Below are 19,703 nucleotides of genomic sequence, written 5' to 3' on the forward strand. Positions count from 1 at the left end.
TTTCCAAGCAGAGGCCGCCATACGAGAGGTAGCTCCGTCTCGTGGGCTCGGAGATGTGCATAAGAGACGGCCGCACAGGAGGGGGCCGGACGCCCGCCCACGACGACGGCGCCCGCATCCTGGCCGCATGCCCCGCCGCCCCGCACCCCTTCCGCCGGCCCTCGCCGGCCGCGTCTTCACCCGGCGCGAAGCCCTGGACCGCCTCTCCTCCGACCGGCTGCGCAGCCTCGACCTGCGCCAGGTCACCCACGGGGCACACCGCGCGGTCGTCGACGTGCCGGGGTCGTGGGACGCGCTCGGATACCCCCGCCCCGTGGCGGCCCTGCCGCCGGAGGAGGCCGCCGTCGTGGTGGCTCTGACCCGTGGGGTCACCTCGCATCTGACGGCGGCGCGGCTGCACGGGCTCGTCCTGCCGTGGTGGGTCGAGGAGGACATGCGGGTGCACGTGAGCCGGCCGCACCGCACGGGTCGGACAGGGCGCGCGGGCGTCGCCTGCCACGGACGCACGGTGCCGGCCGAGGACCGCGTGGAGGTGCACGGGGTCCCGGTCACCTCGCTCGAGCGGACGTGGGTGGACCTCTGCTCCCTGCTGCGGCCGGATCAGGTGGCGGACGCCGTCGTCGCGGGGGACGCGCTGGTGAACCGTCCGTGGGCCGACGGGACCCGACTCCCGCCGCGCACGACGGCGTCGCGGCTCTCCGCGGCGCTGGAGCGGGCGGGCCGGTTCAAGGGCGTGCGGGTGGCCCGGGCTGCGCTGGCGCTGATCCGGGTGGGGGCGGACTCGCCTCCGGAGACGCGGCTGCGGCTGGCGCTCCTCGACGCCGGGCTCCCCGAGCCGCGCCTCCAGGCGCAGCTGGTCTCACCGGCAGGGGAGCGGACCGACGCGGACATGGTGGTCGAACGGTCCCGCGTGGCCCTCCACTACGACGGCGGCCACCACCGCACGCCGGAGCAGCAGCGACGCGACGCACGGCGGGACCGTCTCTGGCAGGAGGCCGGCCACCTGTCCATCACGGTGATGGGCGCCGACCTGGCCGAGGACTTCCGAACCGTGGTGGCCGCCGTCGTCCGCCACGACCGGGCCGTGCGGGCGACCCCCACCACCTCCGGCCCCGCCCCGCAGAACTTTCGAACGTGAAATCGGGCGAATGGGCACTTTCGAACGTGGGATAGGCCCTCTCTTACGTTCGAAAGTGCCCGGGCCGGGGCCCATCAGGCGAGCGAGTCCTCCCAGGACCGGTGCAGCGCCGCGAACCGGCCGTCGGCCGCCACGAGCTCGGCGGGGCTGCCGTCCTCGACGATCCGGCCGTCGTGCATCACGAGCACCCGGTCGGCGGTCTCGACGGTGCTGAGCCGGTGGGCGATGATCAGCGCCGTCCGGTTTCCCAGCAGCCGCTCCAGCCCGGCCTGCACGAGCCGCTCGCTCGGTAGGTCCAGCGACGACGTCGCCTCGTCCAGGATCAGCACGGCGGGGTCCGCGAGGAACGCCCGCGCGAACGACACGAGCTGCCGCTGTCCCGCGCTCAGCCGCCCGCCGCGCTTGGCGACGTCGGTCGCGTAGCCCTCGGGCAGCCCCAGGATGAAGTCGTGCGCCCCCACCGCCCGGGCGGCCGCCTGGATCTCGGCCTCGGTGGCGTCGGGCCGGCCGAGGGCGATGTTCTCCGCGATCGACCCGGAGAACAGGAACGCCTCCTGGGTCACCATCACCACGTTGCGCCGCAGATCCGCCTGGCTGAGCTCGCGCAGCTCCACCCCGTCCAGCGTCAGCGAGCCGGCAGAGGCGTCGTAGAACCGGGCGATGAGCTTGGCCAGCGTCGACTTGCCCGCACCCGTCTGGCCCACCACGGCCACGGTCTGCCCGGCCGGGATCACGAGGTCGAACTCCGGCAGCACCACCCGGTCCGGCCCGTAGCTGAACACCGCGTCCCGGAACTCCACCCGCCCGGACGCCACGCCCGTCCCCGGTGCGTCGGCCCCGGGCAGCGGCGTTGGCTCGGCGGCCTCCACCACGGTGGGCTCCTCCTCGAGCAGGCCGGAGACCTTCTCGAGCGCCGCCGTCGCGGACTGCAGCGACGAGTAGAACATCGCCACCATCTCCATGGGCTGGAACACGCGCCGCCCGGCCAGCAGGAGCGCCACGAGCACCCCCACCTCGAGGTCGCCGTCGAGCACGCGCAGGCCCCCGGTCACGAGCAGCGCCGCCACCGTCAGGTTGCCCGTCGCCACGAGCACCGGCTGCAGGATGCCGAACAGGTTGAGCGTGGCCACCATGTCGTCCCGGTAGGCCGTGGCCAAGTCGCGGTACCGCGCGTCGTTGTCCCGTTCCCGCCGGAAGGCCTGGACCGCGCGGATGCCGGTCATGGTCTCCACGAAGTGCACGATCGACCGCGCCGAGGACACCCGCGACCGCCGGTACGCCTCCTCGGACCGCACCTGGTACCAGCGCGTCACGATCGCCACCGGCACGGCCGCACCCAGCAGCACGAGGAACGACGGCGGGTCCAGCAGCAGGATGGACGCCGCGGTGAACGACATGAACATCAGCCCGGACACGAGCGAGGACACGCCCTGGTCCAGCAGCTCCCGCAGCGCCTCCAGGTCCGAGGTCTGCCGCGAGATCACCCGCCCGGACGTGTACCGCTCGTGGAAGCCGAGGCTCAGCCGCTGCGTGTGCCGGAACACGCGCAGCCGCAGGCTCAGCAGCATGGCCTGGCTCGCCCTCGCGGTGAGCCACGTGTACGCCCCCAGGAGGCCGCCGGAGACGAGGGCCGCCGCCACGTACGCCCCGCCCACGGGGACGAGGATGGGCCAGACGGACTCGCCGGCCCGCACGGCCTCGACGACGCGCGGCAGCTCCGCGTCGATCGCCCAGGCGATGATCAGCGGCCCGGCCGCCCGCGCCGCGTTGGACACGAGCACGAAGACCGCGGTGAGCAGCAGCGTCCCCCGGACCGGCCGCGCGAGCTCGCCGAGCAGCCGGAAGGACCGGCGCCGGATGTGGCGGCGCTCCGCGCGGGTGTAGTCGAGGTCCTCTTCGTCCCCCACGCCGCGCACGCGGCTCACGTCGGCGGCGCTCATGCCTGCTCCTCCGGTCGGCTCGAGATGATGTGCCGGTACACGGCGCTGCGGGCCAGCAGTTCGGGGTGCGTCCCCACGTCCTCGATCCGCCCGTCCGCCAGCACCGCGACCCGGTCCGCCAGGGCCACGGTGGAGGGACGATGCGCCACGATCAGGGTGGTCGTCCCGTCGAGGACCTCGCGCAGGCGCGCGGTCACGGCCTCCTCGGTGCGCACGTCGAGGGCGGAGAGGGGGTCGTCCAGCACGAGCACGTCCGGGCGCGCCGCGATCGCGCGGGCGAGGGCGATCCGCTGGCGCTGTCCGCCGGAGAGGCTGAGGCCCTCCTCGCCGATCTCGGTCTCGACGCCGTCCGCCAGTTCCGCCACGAAGCCCGCCTGCGCGGTCTCGAGCGCGAGGTCGAGCAGGGCGTCCGCCGCGGGGGAGTGGAGGCCGTCCGCGAGCACGTCCGCCGGGGCGCCGAGCAGCACGTTCTGCCGGATGGTCGCGGAGAACAGCGTGGCGTCCTCGAACGCCACGGACACCCGCCGGCGCAGCTCCTCGAGCGGCATCCGGCGCACGTCCACCCCGTCCACGCAGACGGAGCCCGCCGTGACGTCGAGCAGCCGGGGGACCAGCTGCAGCAGCGTCGACTTGCCGGCGCCGGTCGCGCCGACCAGGGCCATCGTCTCGCCGGGCACCAGCTCGAGGTCGACGCCGTCGAGCAGGTCGCGCTCCCCGCGCCCCGGGTCCGCGTCCGGCCAGCGGAAGCGCACCCCGCGGAACGCGAGCGCGCCGGTGGCCGGGGGCACGACGGCGGCCTCCCCGGTGGGCGAGGCGATGTCCACGGGCGTGGCGAGGACGTCCACGTGGCGGTCGATCGCCGTGCGGGCCGAGAGGGTCATGCCCATCAGCTGGCCCACCGACTCGACCGGCCCGGCCAGCACGGCCGCGGTGGCGAAGTAGGCGGCGAGCGCGCCCACCGTCAGCTCCCCGGTCGCCACAAGCCACAGGCCCAGGGCGAGGCCCAGGCCCAGCACCGTCTCCGGCAGGGCCACGATGAGCGCGATGAACCGAGCCAGCACGGACGCCTTGTGCACCTCGGTGCCCTGCAGCGTGCGGGCGCGCCCGCGGAAGCCGTCGAGGGCGTGCGCGCCGCGGCCGAACGCCTTGAGGACGCGGATGCCGTGCACCGACTCCTCGACGGACGTGGCGAGGTCCCCGGCCTGGTCCTGGGAGAGCCGGGACGCGGCGCGGAAGTCGTTGCGGAACCCGAACGACGCCCACATGATCGGCACGGCCGCGGCGAGGTAGAGCAGGGCCAGCTGCCAGGACAGCAGGAACAGCAGGACGAGGCCGACGGTGATGGTCACCACGTCCACCACGAGCATGACTGAGCCGAATGCGATCCACCGCCGCAGCAGCGAGAGGTCGCCCTGGGCCCGGGAGAGCAGCTGCCCCGAGGGCCATGCGTCGTGGAACGCCACCGGCAGGCGCTGGAGCCGTTCGAACAGGGCGATGCGCGCCCGGTTCTCCACCCCGGCGGCCGGCGGGAGGATGAAGTACCGGCGCAGGCCGATGAACGCGGCCTCGGCGAGGCCGAGCACGGTGAGCAGGCCGGCGGCCCGCCACACGTCCGCGCGGGAGTCGGGGGAGGAGGGCCGGGCGAGCACGGTCTCCGTGAACACGGTGTCCACGAGCAGGTGGATGACCTGCGGGATGGCCAGGGCCACGAGGCCCGCCGCCATGGCCGAGGCGAGCCCGAGCACCCAGCGCGCCCGCACGCCCTCGAGGTACGGTGCGATCCCGCCCAGGGCGTCACGCAGGGACGAGGCGTCGGGAGAGGTGGTGCGGGTCACGGGGTTCCACTGTACCCGCGGCCCCGGACGGGGCAGGCGGCTCAGCCCCGCGGGACCAGGTCCAGCACCACGGCCTCGGGCCGGCACGCGAACCGCACGGGCGCGGACGGCGCGGTCCCCAGGCCGGCTGACACCTCGAGGGGGACGGTCCGCCCCGCGGCCGTCCACGTCGAGACCCCGGAGGCCTGTCGGCGCGGCAGGTCGCAGTTGGTGACGAGCGCGCCGAGGAACGGCGCGCACACCTGCCCGCCGTGGGTGTGGCCGGCGAGCAGCAGGTCGGCGCCGTCGGCGGTCATGGCGTCCAGCACGCGGCGGTACGGGGCGTGGGTGACGCCCAGCCGGAACCGCCCGTCGCCGCCGGGCCGCCCGGCGCCGTCGTCGGGTGCGGCGCCGGGGAAGCCGGCCCAGGCGTCCAGACCGAGGTGCGGGTCGTCGGTGCCGGCGGCGAGGACCTCGAGCGTGGTCCCGGCGCGGGTCGGCACGGCCAGAGCGGCGCCCCGGTTCGTCAGGTCGGCCCAGCCGGCGGCGCGGAACGCGCCGAACAGGACGTCGGAGGGAAGCCGGGGCCGGTCCGCGTCCATGCGCGAGGGGCCCGCGAAGTACCGGAGGGGGTTGGCCGCCTTGGGCGCGTAGTAGTCGTTGGAGCCGGGCACGAACACGCCGGGCCGCGCCAGCAGCGGCCCGAGCGCGTCGAGCACGAGCGGCACCGACGCCGCGGCGGACACGTTGTCACCCGTGTTGACCACGAGGTCCGGCTCGAGTGCATCCAATCCGCGCAGCCACGCCCGCTTGGCCCGGTGCCGGGGCAGCAGGTGGATGTCCGAGAGGTGCAGCACCCGCAGCGGCGCCGACCCGGCCGGCAGCACGGCCAGTCGGTGCGTGCGCACCGTCCGGGCCTCGGCCTCGGCGAGGCCCCAGGCCAGGCCGAGGCCCGCCGTCGCGGCCAGCCCGGCGACGGCAGGCGCTGCGGCGCGGAACATGCGCCGGGCGGGGGAGGCGGCGGGGCGCATCGCGGTCAGAAGCCCGGGACCGCCTGGGGCTGCGGCCCGCCCCGGTCCAGGTCGTCGATGGTGAACTGGCGTCCGTCCGGGTGCTCGCCGGCCTCGCCCGGGTCCTCCGACTGCGGGCCGTCCCACTCGGGCAGTTCACCCGGCGGGAACTTCTCCTTGGCCAACTGGTTGTACTCGAGCCAGGACGGGCCGTTGATGGAGGTCGAGTAGAACGGGTTGCGGACCTCGCCGTTGACGGTCTCGCCCGTCATGGACTTCAGGTTGTTGTAGCGGCCGGTCCACACGGCGGTGGCCAGGTTGCTGGTGAATCCGACGAACCACGTGGAGGACACGTTGTCGTTCGTGCCCGTCTTGCCGCCGAACTCGTAGCCGGCGCCCTCCTCGGCGATGTTGAAGCCGCCGATGTGGCGCAGGACCGGCATCAGCTCCCGGACGTGGTCCGGGTCGATGACCTGATCGCACTGCGGGTCGGCGACGTCGTACTGGTTGCCGGCGGTGTCCGTGACCTCCAGGATGGCGCGCGGCTCGCAGTACAGGCCGTTCGCGGCGATGGCGGCGTACGCGCCGGCCAGAGAGAGCGGTGCCACCGAGTCCTTGCCGAGCAGGAAGGACGGGTCGTCCGGCTGCAGCGGGGAGCTGTCCAGGGCGCGGGTGATGCCCAGCTGGGTGGTGAGGCTCGTGATGTCGCACAGATCCAGCTGGTACGCGGTGGCGACGGTCGGCGTGTTCACCGACCAGAAGAGGCCCTCGTCCACGCGCACCTGCCGCAGCATGTCGGGGATCACGTTCTTGAACTGCCAGGTGCCGCCGACCGTGGTGTAGCCGCCCGGGCGGCACGAGGCCGCGAAGCGCGTGCCCGTGGGGTAGACGTTCCGGGAGGCGTCCACGGAGTCGACCAGGCGGTTGCCGTTGCGCAGCCAGGTCAGGGCCACGAAGGGCTTGAGCGTGGAGCCGGCCTGGAAGCCCTGGCCGCCGCCCCACTGCTTGTCCACGTTGAAGTTCAGCGAGGTGTGGCCGAGCTCGTCCTGGATGGCGTACTCGGTGTTCTGGGCCATGGTGCGGATGTTGCCGGTGCCGGCCTCCACCGAGGTGAGCGCGTGGCCGGCGCCCAGCGACTCGTTGTTGGGCACGGAGGCGCGCAGGTTCTTCTCGGTCTCCTTCTGGAGCGTCGAGTCGATCGTCGTGCGGATGGTGAGTCCGCCGCGGTCCAGCAGGGCCTGCCGGGACTGGACGTCCGGGCCGAACGTGGGGTCGGCAAGGATCTGCCGCTCCACGTAGTCGCAGAAGTAGGCGCCGAACTTGGCGTAGAGGCAGCCCGAGGGGCGGGACTCCATCACCACCTCCATCGGCTGGGCGACGGCGTGGTCGTACTCCTCCTGGGAGAGGTAGCCGTTGTCCTTCATCGCGTTCAGCACGAGGTTGCGCCGCTCCGTGGCCTCCTCCGGATTGCGGGCCGGGTTGAACCGGGTGGGGGACTGGACCATGCCGGCCAGCGTGGCGGCCTCCCAGCTCTCCAGGTCGGCGGCGGACTTGCCGAACACGTACTGCGAGGCGGCCTCGACCCCGTAGGCGCGGCCGGAGAACAGCACGATGTTGAGGTAGCCCTCGAGGATCTCGTCCTTCGACATCTGCTCCTCGACGGCGACGGCGAGCTTGATCTCCTTGACCTTGTCCGCGATGTTCTTGGAGCCGGAGAGGGTGAGGCGGGAGTCGCCGCGGATCTGCTGCACGTTCACCAGCATGTTGTTCACGAACTGCTGGGTGAGGGTGGAGGCGCCCTGCGTGGAGTCGGAGGTGGCGTTGTTCACGGCAGCGCGGATGAGGCCGCGCGCGTCCACGCCGTCGTGATCGTAGAAGCGCTCGTCCTCGATGGCCACGATCGCGTGCTGCATGTGCTCCGAGATCTCGTCCAGCGGGACCGGGGTGCGGTTCTCCTCGTAGAAGACGGCGATCTCCTCACCGTCCTCCGAGAGGATGCGCGACGGCACGGAGACCGGCTCCGTGGGCAGCTCGTCCGGCAGCTCGTCCAGCATCTCCCGGCCCGACGCGGCGGCGACACCGGCCAGGCCCGCGACGGGCAGCAGGAGGGCCGCCACGAGCAGGCCGGCCACCGCCGAGAGGCCCACGAAGGCGAGGAGGCGGCCGAGGGCGCTCGAGGGCGCGGGGAAGCGGGTCGTGCGGGAGGCCATGGGCGCGAGTGTAGCGCGGGCACCTGGGACCTCTTCCGGGGTCCGCGCCGGTGGCTAGGGTGGGTCCCATGACTCAGCAGACGCAGTGGGAGTACGCCACGATCCCCCTCCTCATCCACGCGACCAAGCAGATCCTCGACCAGTGGGGCGAGGACGGCTGGGAGCTCGTCACGGTGATCCCGGGCCCCGAGGGGAACAACCCCGTGGCCTACCTCAAGCGTCCGAAGGCGGCGTGAACGTGACGGAGCAGTCCTCGGCCCCCACCTGGGGCGACGGCGCCGTCGCGGCCCGCCTCGCGGAGCTCGGCATCGACCGACCCGCCGTCGCGGCGCCGGTCGGCTCCTACGTCCCGGCGCTGCGGGACGGCGACCTCGTGCTGACCTCCGGCCAGCTCCCCTTCGTGGCCGGCGCCCTGCCCGCCACCGGCAAGGTGGGCGCGGAGGTCACCCCCGAACGCGCCCAGGAGCTCGCGCGGGCATGCGCCGTGAACGCGGTGGCCGCGGTGCACGAGCTGGTGGGCGACCTGGACCGGGTCGCCCAGGTCGTCAAGGTCGTCGGCTTCGTGGCCTCCGACCCCGCGTTCACCGGTCAGCCCGGCGTGGTGAACGGCGCCTCGGACGTGCTGGCCGAGATCTTCGGCGAGGCCGGCCGCCACGCGCGCTCCGCCGTCGGCGTGGCCGTGCTGCCCATGGACGCTCCCGTCGAGGTGGAGATCACCGTCCGTGTCCGCTGACCCGGCCGGCCTGCTGCTGCCGGTCCCGGGGCAGGAGGAGGACCTCACCCGCCAGTGGCTGGACCGGCGCTTCCGCCAGGTCCGCCCCGCCCGGCCCGGGTCGTCCGTCGTGCTCGTGCGGGACGGCGACGACGGCCCGGAGGTCTTCCTCCGTCACCGCGCGGGACGCACCCCGCTCGGCCGCGTGGGTCTGCCCGGCGGCGCGCTCATCGAGTCCGACGCCGACTCCTGCCCGTGGTACGGGCCCGAGCCCTCCCAGTGGGCCCGCACGTTCGGGACCACGGACCGGCGGCGTGCGCGGCAGCACGTGGTGGCCGCCGTCCGTGAGCTCCACGACGAGGCCGGAGTGCTCCTCGCCGGTCGCTCCGACACGGACGTCGTGTCCACGGCGCGCATCGAGACCTGGGGCGGGGGCCGCAGCTCCCTCGAGGAGGGCTCGGAGAGTCTGCCCCATCTGCTGGCCGCGCGTGGCCTCGGGGTGCGCGCCGACCTGCTGCGCCCCGTCATGCGCTGGCGATCCGCGCCCCACGTCCACCGACGCTTCGACACGGCCGTGTTCGCCACGATGACCCCACCGCTGCAGTCCGCGCCGGCATCCGAGGAACCCGGTCCCGAACTTCAGGCGTGGGTGTCCGCGCGTCGCGCGCTCGCCGGCCCGCTGCGGCTGCCCGGACCCGCCGGGGCGGAGGGCACGGCACCCTTCGACCAGGTGGCGACCCCGCTGACGCAGGTGATCGTGCGTCGGGTCGCGGCACACCGGACGGCCGCCGCCTTCCTGCTCTCCGTCACGCCCTGTGCCCGGCGCGGCCCCGTGCCGGAATACCACCTGGTCACCGAGGCCGGCGACGACGGCACCCCCCGGATGCGCGTGGAGCGGGCCACCCGGGACTGACCGGGGTGGCCCGCTCCACGGCAGGGCGGGGGGCGTCAGCGCGAACGCTGACGCAGACGCTGCAGGTCCAGGATGACCACGGCGCGGTTCTCCAGGCGGATCCAGCCGCGCTGGACGAACTCGGCCAGGGCCTTGTTCACGGTCTCGCGGGACGCGCCCACCAGCTGGGCGAGCTCCTCCTGCGTGAGGTCGTGCGCCACCAGCAGGCCGTCCGCGGCCGGCCGGCCGAAGCGGTCCGCGAGGTCCAGGAGCGCCTTGGCCACGCGGCCCGGCACGTCCGAGAACACCAGGTCCGCCAGGGACTCGTTGGTCTTGGACAGGCGCTGGGCCAGGGCCTGGAGCAGCTGGACCGACACATCCGGCGACGAGGCGATGGCGCGGCGCAGGTTCTCATGGCGCAGACCGGCCAGGCGCGTGGCGGACACCGCGGTGGCGGTGGCGTTGCGCGGGGCGGGGTTGAACAGGGCCATCTCGCCGAAGATCTCGCCGGGGCCGAGCACGGCCACGAGGTTCTCGCGGCCGTCCGAAGCGGTGCGGCCGAGCTTGATCTTGCCGGACATGATCACGTACAGCTGATCGCCCTGGTCGCCCTCGTGGAACGCGGACGCGCCGCGGGAGAGCTCCACCTCGGTCAGCTCCGAGGTGAGGATGGCGAACACCTCGTCGTCCAGGTTGGTGAACAGCGGAGCCTTCCGCAGAACCTCGAGATCCATGTGTGCGTGTCCTCTCTGTGGGCAGTTCCTCACACCGCGGCGGAGGAGCCGCCCGGTTCACTGGCGTCCATTGTGCCCCATACCCCCGTGCGGGCCGATACCCTGGATCCTCCACCGGGCGCGCGGGCGGTCCCCGTGCGTGGCCGGTGCCGTCGCATCCGAAGGAGGTCGCCCATGCCGCTGGGTCTGACGTGGCTGGACGTCCTGCTCATCGTCGCGCTGGCGATGCTCCTGGTCCAGGGCCACCGTCGCGGCCTGTGGGTGGTGCTGGGCAACCTCGTCGGCCTGGTCGGCGGTGCCGCGATCGCGTTCTACGCCCTGCCGGAGGTGGCGGAGTTCGTCACCGCGCCGCAGTGGCGGTGGGCCGCGCTGATCGCCACCCTCGTCCTGCTCGTGGCGGCGGGCCAGTACGTGGGCGCCGCCATCGGCGAGGCGATCCGGCTGCGCGTGAACCTGCCGGCCCTGCGACTCGTCGACCGCCTGCTCGGCGCGCTCGCCGCCGGTCTCGCGGGCGCCCTCGTCCTCTGGCTCGTGGCGTTCTCCATCGCGGCCTCCGGCTCCACCGCGGTCACCCGTGAGGTGAACCGCTCGCAGGTGATCACGGCGCTGGACACCGTGATGCCCGACTCGCTCCTGGCCTGGGCCGCCCGCTCGCGCTCCGCCGTCGCCGACCTGGACGTGCTGCCGGAGCTCGAGCTGCCCGCCCCCGTCCCGGAGTCCGACGACGGCGTCCGCGCCGCCCCGGCCCCGGCCGCGACGCCGGGTCTGCCCTCGGCCGCCTCCTCCCCGTCCGACACCGCGACGTCCGCCCCGTCCGCCTCGGCGACCCCCGAGGAGCCCGACGACGCCGCCGCGGCGTCGTCGTCCACGGCCGCCGCGCCGTCGGCCACGACGACCGCCCCCGCCTCGTCGACGTCGACGGCCGCCCCCTCGACTCCCGCCGCCTCCTCGGCGTCGGCCGCCGTCGTCCGGCTGACCGGGACGGCCGCGCAGTGCAACCAGGTGCAGAGCGGCTCGGGCGTGGCCGTGGCCCCGGACCGCGTGCTCACGAACGCGCACGTGGTCCTCGGCGTGGACGCCCCCACCGTGACGGACCGCGCCCGCGGCGTGCACGCGGCGCGGATCGTCCACCTGGACACGGCGCACGACCTCGCCGTCCTGGCGGTCGACGACGCGAACCTGCCCGTCATGCCGGTCGGCGCCGAGCTGACGGGCGGCGCGTCGGCCTCCGTCCTGGGCTATCCCGACGGCGGCCCGTTCGCCTCCACCCCCGCGACCGTGCAGGCCGTCGGCGAGGTGCCGCTCGGCGACGTCCTGACCGGTGCCGCGAGCATGGTGGACGTCTACACCCTCGCGGCGGACATCCGCCACGGCTACTCGGGCGGCCCGGTGGTGGACGCCGCCGGGAACCTGGCCGGTCTGGTGTTCGCCCGGGCCCCGGGCTCGGACGCCGTCGGCTACGCCCTGACGGCGGACACCATCGCCCCCGTCGTCGCCGCGGCCCCGGGGATGACGGCCACGGTCCCCTCGGGGGACTGCGTCCCGGGCGGCTGAGCCGGCGCCGCGCCACGCGCCTGACGCCCGCATTCCGGACCGGACTGTCCGACAACGGCCCGCGTCGACTATTGTGGCCCCCGTCACACTCGAGTTTCCCCGACCCTCGGAGGTCCTGCATGTCCAGCACCGTCTCCGCGCCCGCCACGGCGCCGAAGCGCACCCGGGAGGAGTTCACCGGCCGGTGGGCCTTCATCCTGGCGGCCATCGGCTCCGCCGTGGGCCTCGGCAACATCTGGCGCTTCCCCTACGTCGCCTATGAGAACGGCGGCGGCGCGTTCGTCATCCCCTACCTGATCGCGCTGCTCACCGCGGGCATCCCGCTGCTGTTCTTCGACTACGCGATCGGCCACCGCTTCCGCGGCTCCGCGCCGCTGGCGTTCCGGCGCCTGTCCCGGTGGACCGAGGCCGTCGGCTGGTGGCAGGTGCTCATCTGCGTCGTCATCGGGATCTACTACGCCGCGATCATCGGCTGGGCGATCATGTACACCTGGTTCTCCGTGGACCAGCGGTGGGGCGAGGACCCGGAGACCTTCCTCATGGGCGACCACCTGCGGGTCGCCGACGACCCGTCCCCGTCCTTCGACTTCGTCTCGGGCGTCTTCTGGCCCATGCTCGCCGTCTGGGTGATCACGCTGCTCATCATGGGCTTCGGCGTGCGCCGGGGCGTGGCCCTGGCCTCGATGGTCGGCATCCCGCTGCTCATCGTGATGTTCCTGGTCCTCGTCGGCATCGCCCTCACCCTGCCGGGCGCCGCCCAGGGCCTGGACGCGCTGTTCACGCCGAACTGGGCCGCGCTCGCGGACCCGGGCGTCTGGATCGCCGCCTACGGTCAGATCTTCTTCTCGCTGTCCGTCGGCTTCGGCATCATGATCACCTACGCCTCCTACCTCAACCGCCGCACGAACCTCACCGGCTCCGGCCTGGTCGTCGGCTTCTCCAACTCGGGCTTCGAGATCCTGGCCGGCATCGGCGTGTTCTCCGCCCTGGGCTTCATGGCGCAGGCCTCCGGCGTGTCCGTGTCCGAGGTGGCCGGCAGCGGCATCGGCCTGGCGTTCATCGCCTTCCCCGCCCTGATCTCGCAGGCCCCGCTCGGCGCCCTGATCGGCGTGCTGTTCTTCGGCTCGCTCGTGGTCGCCGGCTTCACCTCGCTGATCTCGATCCTCGAGGTCGTCATCTCCGCCGTGAAGGACAAGCTCGGCTGGGGCCGCTGGACGGCCACGATCGTCGTGATCGGCCTGTCCGGGGTGGTCTCCCTCGCCCTGTTCTCCACCACCACGGGCCTGCAGATGCTCGACACCATGGACGCGTTCGCCAACAACTTCGGCATCGTGGGCGCGGCGCTCCTGTCGGTGCTCCTGGTCACCGGCGCACTGGGCTCGGCCCGCCGCATCACGGCGCACCTCAACGCCGTCTCCTCCTTCAAGGTCGGCCGCGGGTACGTGCTGCTGATCGGCGTGCTCATGCCGATCGTGCTCGCCTACATCTGGCTCTCCTGGATCATGAAGGTGATCGCGGAGGGCTATGAGGGCTACCCGGGCGACTTCCTCGGCGTCTTCGGCTGGGGCATCGCGCTCGGCTCCGTCGCCCTGGCCGTCCTGCTCTCCCTGATCCCGTGGTCCCGCAAGTCCAACCTCTACGCGGAGGACCTGGACAGCGAGATCCACGGCGACCTCATCCCGCACAACGCCGTGCCCGAGGGCACCGTCCCCACCGGCGCCCTGCCGGTGGTGCCCGCGGCCGCCACCCGGAAGGAGCTCTGACCGATGAGCACCGCAGCGATCGTCATGATGTCCCTGGCCATCCTCCTGGTGTGGGGCGGCCTCGCGGTCTCCGCCATCCACCTGCTCCGCCACCCGGACGACTCCTCGGGCGACCTCGCCATCGAGGACGACCTGGCCCCCGCCGTGTGGGAGCGCGAGGATGGCCGTCTCGACGCGCAGCACCGGTGAGACGATGAGGGTCACCGGTCCGTCCGCGGCGGCCCCGTCCGCAGCCCCGGTCGCCGGCGGGGCCGCGGGCGTGGTCTCCGCCTCCCTGCCGGTCGTGGCGGTGGACGGGAGCCTGCCGGCCCCGCCCTACCGGCAGATCGTGGACGCGGTCCTGGCCGGCGTCGCCTCCGGATCCCTCGCCCACGGGGACCGACTGCCGCCCGTGCGCGCGCTCGCCGCCGAGCTCGGCGTGGCGCCGGGCACCGTGGCCCGGGCCTACAAGGAGCTCGAGGCGCACGGCACCATCCGCACCCGGGGGCGCGCGGGCACGTTCGTGGCCGCCTCGGCGGACGCCCGCGCCGACGCCGCGCACCAGGCCGTGCGCCGCTGTCTCGACACCCTGCTCGAGCGCCTCGGCTACACGCCCGACGAGGCCGTGGAGCTGGTCCGCCGGGACGCGGCCGCCCGCGCCTGAGCCGGGCCCGCCCACCGACGACGCCGCCCCGGACCGCACGCAGCGTGCGGTCCGGGGCGGCGTCGTCGTGCCGGCTCAGGCCTTCGGGGCGAGCGTCTCCACGATGCGCTGCATGACCGTGGGGTCGGCCAGCGTGGTGGAGTCGCCCGGGTCGCGGCCCTCGGCCACGTCCTTGAGCAGACGGCGCATGATCTTGCCGGAGCGCGTCTTGGGCAGCTCGGGGACCACGAGCACGCGCTTGGGCTTGGCGATGGGGCCGATGTCCTTGCCCACGTGCTGCCGCAGCTCCTCCTCGACCTCGGCGACGTCGCGGTCGGCCGCGACGGCGACCGCGGTGAGCAGGACGAACGCGACGACCGCCTCACCCGTGGTCTCGTCCTTCGCACCGACCACCGCGGACTCGGCCACGGACGGGTGCGCCACGAGGGAGGACTCGATCTCGGTGGTGGACAGGCGGTGGCCGGAGACGTTCATGACGTCGTCCACGCGGCCCAGCAGCCAGATGTCGCCGTCCTCGTCGTAGCGGGCGCCGTCGCCGGCGAAGTACATGCCGGGGAAGCGGGACCAGTAGGTCTCCTTGAAGCGCTCCCGGTCGCCCCAGATGCCGCGCAGCATGGACGGCCACGGCTCGCGCACCACGAGGAAGCCCGCGCTCGTGTCCGTCATGGGCTCGCCGAGCTCGTCCACGACCTCCAGCACGACGCCGGGCACCGGCCTCTGGGCGGAACCGGGCTTGAGGGTGGTCACGCCGGGCAGCGGGGTGAGCATGTGGGCGCCCGTCTCGGTCTGCCACCAGGTGTCCACGATGGGGCAGCGGCCGGCGCCGATGACCTCGTGGTACCAGCGCCAGGCCTCCGGGTTGATGGCCTCGCCCACGGAGCCGAGCACGCGCAGGCTGGAGAGGTCGTACTCGTCCGGGATGTGCCGGCCCCACTTCATGAACGTGCGGATCGCCGTCGGCGCCGTGTAGAGGATGCTCACGCCGTACTTCTGCACGATCTCCCACCAGCGGCCCTGGTGCGGGGAGTCCGGGGTGCCCTCGTAGATCACCTGGGCGGCGCCGTTGACCAGCGGCGCATAGGCGACGTAGGAGTGCCCGGTGACCCAGCCGACGTCGGCGGTGCACCAGAAGACGTCCGACTCCGGGTGCAGGTCGAAGGTGTCGTGGTGGGTGACCGCGGCCTGCACGAGGTAGCCGCCGGTGGTGTGCAGGATGCCCTTCGGCTTCCCGGTGGTGCCGGAGGTGTACAGGATGTAGAGCGGGTGCTCGGCGTCGTGCCACACGAGCTCGTGCTCGTCGGACTGGCCGTCCACGACGTCGTGCCACCACAGGTCGCGGCCCTCGGTCATCTCGACCTCGGCCTCGTTGCGGCGGACCACGAGCACGTGCTCGGCGGTGTGGCCGGGCGCGGAGAGGGCCTGGTCCACGGCGGGCTTGAGCATGGAGGGCTTGCCGCGGCGGAAGGAGCCGTCCGCCGTGACGACGAGCTTGGCCTCGGCGTCGTCCACGCGGGAGCGCAGGGCGTCGGAGGAGAAGCCGCCGAAGACCACGGAGTGGACCGCGCCGATGCGCGCGCACGCGAGCATCGTGATGACGGCCTCGGGGATCATCGGCAGGTAGACGGCCACGCGGTCGCCCTTGGTCACGCCGAGGGACTCGAACGCGTTGGCGGCGCGCCGGACCTCGGCGGCCAGGTCGGCGTAGGTGTAGGTCCGGGTGTCGCCGGGCTCGCCCTCGAAGTGGATGGCCACGCGGTCGCCGTGGCCGGCCTCGACGTGGCGGTCCAGGGCGTTGTACGCGGCGTTGGTGGTGCCGCCGACGAACCACTTCGCGAAGGGCGCGTCGGACCAGTCCAGGACGTCGGTGAAGTCCTGCTCCCAGTGCAGGATCTCGCGGGCGCGGCGGGCCCAGTAGGCCAGGCGGTCCTCGGCGGCCTCCTCGTAGAGGTCGGCTCCGGCCACCGCCTGGGCGGCGAACTCGGTCGGGGGCGGGAACGTGGGGATCTGCTCGTCCATCGACGGGGTCCTTTCGGGGTGGTGCGGTCGGTGCGCGGCACGGATGTGACGCGTCCCACACTAGTCTCCCGCCTCAGCATGCCGCGCGCGGCGTCGTCGCCACAAATCCTCAGGTCCTGTGTGTCGCATCGCACCCGGAAGCGGGGGCCGGACGCGGTGCGGACGTCGGCATGTGCCCCGCTCCCTAGGATGGTCGGACCTGAGCGGATCGCACGAGGGCGGGAGGACGCGCGGATGGAGACGGAGTCGACGGGCACGCCGACCGGGGAGACCCGGCTGGCCCTGGTGCGCCGGGCGCGGCGGATCGACCGGATCCTGGCCGAGACGTACCCGTACGCCGTCGCCGAGCTGGACTTCGAGACGCCGTTCGAGCTGCTCGTGGCCACGGTGCTGTCCGCCCAGACCACCGACGTGCGCGTCAACGCGGCCACGCCGGCGCTGTTCGCCCGCTTCCCGGATGCCCACGCGATGGCGGCGGCCACCGAGCCCGAGCTGCAGGAGCTCGTGCGCTCCACGGGGTTCTACCGGAACAAGGCCTCGGCGATCCTGCGGCTGTCCCAGGAGCTCGTGGCCCGGCACGACGGCGAGGTCCCCGCCCGTCTCGAGGACCTCGTGGCGCTGCCCGGGGTGGGGCGCAAGACCGCGTTCGTGGTGCTCGGCAACGCCTTCGGCCAGCCCGGGATCACGGTGGACACGCACGTCGGCCGGCTGGCCCGACGCCTGGGGTTCACGGACGAGACCGACCCGGTGAAGGTCGAGCACGCCGTGGGCGCCCTGTTCCCGCGCCGTGACTGGACGATGCTCTCCCACCGGCTGATCTTCCACGGCCGCCGCGTGTGCCACGCGCGCCGCCCGGCGTGCGGGGCGTGCCCGATCGCCCGCTGGTGCCCGTCCTACGGCGAGGGGGAGACCGACCCCGAGCGGGCGCGCGCCCTGCTCGCCTACGAGCTCAAGCCCGGCCGGGAGGAGCTGCTCGAGCTCCTGCGCGCGGGGCGGACGCGCCGCGAGCTGCGCGCGCTCGGCCACGGACTGGAGGCCTGACCGCCCGGCTGGTCCACCCGCTCAGCCCGCGGTGAGGCCCGCGAGGATCGCGTCGACGGCCCGGCGCGCGTGCACCCCCACGCCCGCGAGCGTGGCCGAGGCGGCCCCGCACCAGTCGTCGTAGCCGAGCAGGTGCAGCCCCGGCACGTCCACCGAGGCGGTCGGCAGCGCACGCTCCGTCGCCGGCGCCCCGGAGGGGCGGCGGGTCAGCTCGAGGCTCCGCAGGTGGCGCAGGTCCGCCCGGAAGCCCGTGCACCAGACGACGTCGTCCACCGGGTGCTCGGTGCCGCGCACCCGGGCCGCGGCGCGGCTGGCGGCGGGCCAGCCGTGGCTCGCGCCGGCGTCGTGGTCCCAGCGGACGCCGTCCGGCGTGAGCGCGGTGGGCGCGGGGACCGCGTGGAGCCCGGCCTCGTCGCGGGCGCGGATCACCGAGGGCACCATGACGATGTCCCCGAGGTCGCCCACGCGCGCCTCGGAGCGGCCCAGCACGCGCGCCGAGGCCCGGTCGAAGAGCACCCGCCCGTCCACGTCGTCCGGCATGAACCGGGGCGGACGCCGGGTGGCCCACGTGGTGGCGACACCCGCCAGCAGCAGGTCAGCCGCGATCTGAGCGCCCGAGTTGCCGCCGCCCACCACGAGGACGCGCCGCCCGGCGAACGCGTCGGGGGAGCGGTACGCGGCGGAGTGCCGCTGCGTGCCGCCGAAGCGGTCGGCGCCCGGGAGAGCCGGCACGAACGGGCGGGTGAACGAGCCGGTCGCGGAGACCACCGCGCGGGCGCTCAGGGCCGTGCCGTCCTCGAGCCGCAGGGTGAACGGCGGGGACGCGGCGGCGTCGTGCGTCACCTCCGCGACACGCACGCCCCGGCGCACCGGCAGGCCGTAGCGGTCCTCGTAGTCGGCCAGGTACGCGACGACATGCCCGGCGTCCGGGGTGCCGGGGCCGGGCGACGGCGGCATGGGTCGGCCCGGCAGGGAGGAGTGCTCGGCGGGGGAGAACAGGCGCAGGGAGTCCCAGTGGTGCGGCCACGCGCCGCCGGGGTGGGCGGACGCGTCGAGCAGGACGAACGACGGCGGCGGGCCCGGCCGGCGCCCGCGGTCGACGTCCCGCGCGGCCCGCGCGGCCCGCGCCAGGAAGTAGCCGACCGCCAGTCCGGCCTGGCCGGCGCCGATCACCGCGACGTCCACCGGATCCGGGGACGCGGTGGCCGCCGGGGGCGAGGTCAGGGGAGCCGTCATGCCCCGAGGCTACGACCGGCGGCTAGCGTGGGGGCCATGCCTGAGACCCCCGCGAGCCCCCGCCCGACCTCCCGCGACGCCGTCGGGACGTCCGAGGCGTCGCTGACGGGTGCGCGGGACCAGCTGGCGGACCTCGTGGCCCGCTGGGGCACGGCCCCTGCGGACGCGCCCGGTCACCACGACCCGGCCTCGCTCACCACCATCCCGCCCGAGGCCGTGCCGATGTGGGGCTTCGACTGGCCCCGGTCCGGCGATCCGCGCCCCTCCGCCGTGCTGATCCTGTTCGGCGCCCTCGACGACGTCCCCGCCCGTCACGACGCCGAGCGCGTGCACCCGCACGTGGACGTGCTGCTGACCCAGCGCGCCGCCACCCTGCGCCAGCACGCCGGGCAGATCGCGTTCCCCGGCGGTCGCGTCGACCCCGAGGACGCCGACGTCGTGGCCACGGCCCTGCGCGAGGCGCAGGAGGAGACCGGCTTGGACCCGGCCGGCGTGGAGGTCCTGGGCGTGCTGCCGGCGGTGCCCGTGGTGGTCTCCGGGCACGTGGTGCACCCGGTGCTCGGGTGGTGGCGGGACCCCAGTGGCGTGGCGGTGGTCGACCAGGCCGAGGCCGCGGCCGTGTTCCGGATGCCGGTCGCGGACCTGGTGGACCCCGCGAACCGGTGCCGCGTGGCCCGGCCCGGCGGCCGCCGCGGCGAGACGCCGGGCTTCCTCGTGGGCGAGCGCCTGGTGTGGGGGTTCACGGCGGCGCTGCTGGACCGTGTGTTGGCGCTGCTGGGCTGGGACGTGCCGTGGGACGACTCCCGCGTGCGCGACGCGCGGACCCACCGGATCCTGCGCGACTGACGGCTGCGCGCCGCCGTCCGCTCCTGCACAGGCGCCGGAGGGCGGGCCCGTGTCCCCAGCGGCGGGGCCGGGGGGGCGGGGCCCCCCGTCTCCTTTTCCCCACCCCCGGGCCCCCAGACGGGGCTCCCCCCTCTCTGGCCGCTTCTTCCTTGGA

At 74.2% G+C, this 19,703-nt stretch carries 17 protein-coding genes; 10 read left to right on the forward strand and 7 right to left on the reverse strand.

All coding sequences use genetic code 11. The annotated features are described in order from the left end of the window. The first annotated feature begins 127 nt into the window (after positions 1 to 127). Positions 128 to 1,138 carry a hypothetical protein gene (locus FLM69_RS08615; RefSeq protein ID WP_141843879.1) on the forward strand — a complete coding sequence of 337 codons (1,011 nt, stop codon included), beginning with the start codon at positions 128 to 130 and terminating at the stop codon, positions 1,136 to 1,138. 74 nt (positions 1,139 to 1,212) lie between these two features. Here FLM69_RS08615 and FLM69_RS08620 read toward each other — a convergent pair whose 3' ends face one another. The 4 genes from FLM69_RS08620 to FLM69_RS08635 are packed head-to-tail and all read right to left on the reverse strand — an operon-like array spanning position 1,213 to position 8,112. Then, positions 1,213 to 3,078 (reverse strand): ABC transporter ATP-binding protein, encoded by a 1,866-nt coding sequence (locus FLM69_RS08620; protein WP_141843881.1) that lies wholly within the window; start codon positions 3,076 to 3,078, stop codon positions 1,213 to 1,215. Continuing rightward, complete coding sequence (locus FLM69_RS08625) at positions 3,075 to 4,913, reverse strand: ABC transporter ATP-binding protein (RefSeq protein WP_141843883.1); 1,839 nt, start codon at positions 4,911 to 4,913, stop codon at positions 3,075 to 3,077. Before FLM69_RS08625 ends, FLM69_RS08620 begins: the two co-directional genes overlap by 4 nt. Before the next feature lie 41 nt (positions 4,914 to 4,954). Then, on the reverse strand, positions 4,955 to 5,923 hold the full coding sequence (locus tag FLM69_RS08630) for a metallophosphoesterase (protein ID WP_141843885.1): 969 nt from the start codon (positions 5,921 to 5,923) through the stop codon (positions 4,955 to 4,957). Between the two features lie 5 nt (positions 5,924 to 5,928). Next, on the reverse strand, positions 5,929 to 8,112 hold the full coding sequence (locus FLM69_RS08635) for a transglycosylase domain-containing protein (protein ID WP_141843887.1): 2,184 nt from the start codon (positions 8,110 to 8,112) through the stop codon (positions 5,929 to 5,931). Between the two features lie 68 nt (positions 8,113 to 8,180). On the opposite strand from FLM69_RS08635, the gene FLM69_RS08640 reads away from it, so the two are divergent. From FLM69_RS08640 to FLM69_RS08650, 3 genes are read left to right on the forward strand one after another with little or no spacing between them, the layout of a single operon-like run. Next, the gene (locus FLM69_RS08640; protein ID WP_010080276.1) at positions 8,181 to 8,348 is read left to right on the forward strand and encodes a DUF4177 domain-containing protein; all 168 of its coding nucleotides are present in this window, start codon (positions 8,181 to 8,183) and stop codon (positions 8,346 to 8,348) included. Continuing rightward, positions 8,345 to 8,845 carry a RidA family protein gene (locus FLM69_RS08645; RefSeq protein WP_020628330.1) on the forward strand — a complete coding sequence of 167 codons (501 nt, stop codon included), beginning with the start codon at positions 8,345 to 8,347 and terminating at the stop codon, positions 8,843 to 8,845. Before FLM69_RS08640 ends, FLM69_RS08645 begins: the two co-directional genes overlap by 4 nt. Further along, entirely contained in the window at positions 8,835 to 9,737 is a 903-nt protein-coding gene (locus FLM69_RS08650) for an NUDIX hydrolase (protein WP_126860676.1), read from the forward strand. Before FLM69_RS08645 ends, FLM69_RS08650 begins: the two co-directional genes overlap by 11 nt. 35 nt (positions 9,738 to 9,772) lie before the next feature. On the opposite strand, the gene FLM69_RS08655 is transcribed toward FLM69_RS08650, so the two are convergent. Beyond that, positions 9,773 to 10,450 (reverse strand): Crp/Fnr family transcriptional regulator, encoded by a 678-nt coding sequence (locus FLM69_RS08655; protein ID WP_002854021.1) that lies wholly within the window; start codon positions 10,448 to 10,450, stop codon positions 9,773 to 9,775. A 174-nt stretch (positions 10,451 to 10,624) separates the two neighbouring features. On the opposite strand from FLM69_RS08655, the gene FLM69_RS08660 reads away from it, so the two are divergent. From FLM69_RS08660 to FLM69_RS08675, 4 genes are all read left to right on the forward strand, one after another. Further along, positions 10,625 to 12,004, forward strand: coding sequence for a MarP family serine protease (locus FLM69_RS08660; RefSeq protein WP_141843889.1), 1,380 nt, complete (start codon positions 10,625 to 10,627; stop codon positions 12,002 to 12,004). A 119-nt stretch (positions 12,005 to 12,123) separates the two neighbouring features. Further along, the gene (locus FLM69_RS08665; RefSeq protein WP_141843891.1) at positions 12,124 to 13,767 is read left to right on the forward strand and encodes a sodium-dependent transporter; all 1,644 of its coding nucleotides are present in this window, start codon (positions 12,124 to 12,126) and stop codon (positions 13,765 to 13,767) included. 3 nt (positions 13,768 to 13,770) lie between these two features. Continuing rightward, positions 13,771 to 13,956: a methionine/alanine import family NSS transporter small subunit gene (locus tag FLM69_RS08670; protein WP_098094448.1), complete on the forward strand. Its 186-nt coding sequence runs from the start codon at positions 13,771 to 13,773 to the stop codon at positions 13,954 to 13,956. Continuing rightward, positions 13,928 to 14,410: a GntR family transcriptional regulator gene (locus FLM69_RS08675; protein ID WP_141843893.1), complete on the forward strand. Its 483-nt coding sequence runs from the start codon at positions 13,928 to 13,930 to the stop codon at positions 14,408 to 14,410. Before FLM69_RS08670 ends, FLM69_RS08675 begins: the two co-directional genes overlap by 29 nt. Positions 14,411 to 14,485: 75 nt before the next feature. Here FLM69_RS08675 and acs read toward each other — a convergent pair whose 3' ends face one another. Next, positions 14,486 to 16,426: an acetate--CoA ligase gene (gene acs / locus FLM69_RS08680; protein ID WP_141843895.1), complete on the reverse strand. Its 1,941-nt coding sequence runs from the start codon at positions 16,424 to 16,426 to the stop codon at positions 14,486 to 14,488. A 234-nt stretch (positions 16,427 to 16,660) separates the two neighbouring features. Here acs and nth point away from each other — a divergent pair, with 234 nt between their 5' ends. Then, positions 16,661 to 17,467, forward strand: a complete 807-nt coding sequence (gene nth, locus FLM69_RS08685) for an endonuclease III (protein ID WP_061867655.1) — start codon at positions 16,661 to 16,663, stop codon at positions 17,465 to 17,467. 21 nt (positions 17,468 to 17,488) lie between these two features. Here the strand turns inward: nth and FLM69_RS08690 are convergent, their stop codons facing one another. Then, positions 17,489 to 18,703, reverse strand: a complete 1,215-nt coding sequence (locus tag FLM69_RS08690) for an NAD(P)-binding domain-containing protein (RefSeq protein WP_141843897.1) — start codon at positions 18,701 to 18,703, stop codon at positions 17,489 to 17,491. Positions 18,704 to 18,739: 36 nt separating this feature from the next. Between FLM69_RS08690 and FLM69_RS08695 the strand changes: the two genes are divergently transcribed. Then, positions 18,740 to 19,549 (forward strand): CoA pyrophosphatase, encoded by an 810-nt coding sequence (locus tag FLM69_RS08695; RefSeq protein WP_141843899.1) that lies wholly within the window; start codon positions 18,740 to 18,742, stop codon positions 19,547 to 19,549. The last annotated feature ends 154 nt before the right edge of the window (positions 19,550 to 19,703 follow it).

The organism is Micrococcus sp. R8502A1 (assembly GCF_006704135.1).
Lineage (GTDB): Bacteria > Actinomycetota > Actinomycetes > Actinomycetales > Micrococcaceae > Micrococcus > Micrococcus luteus.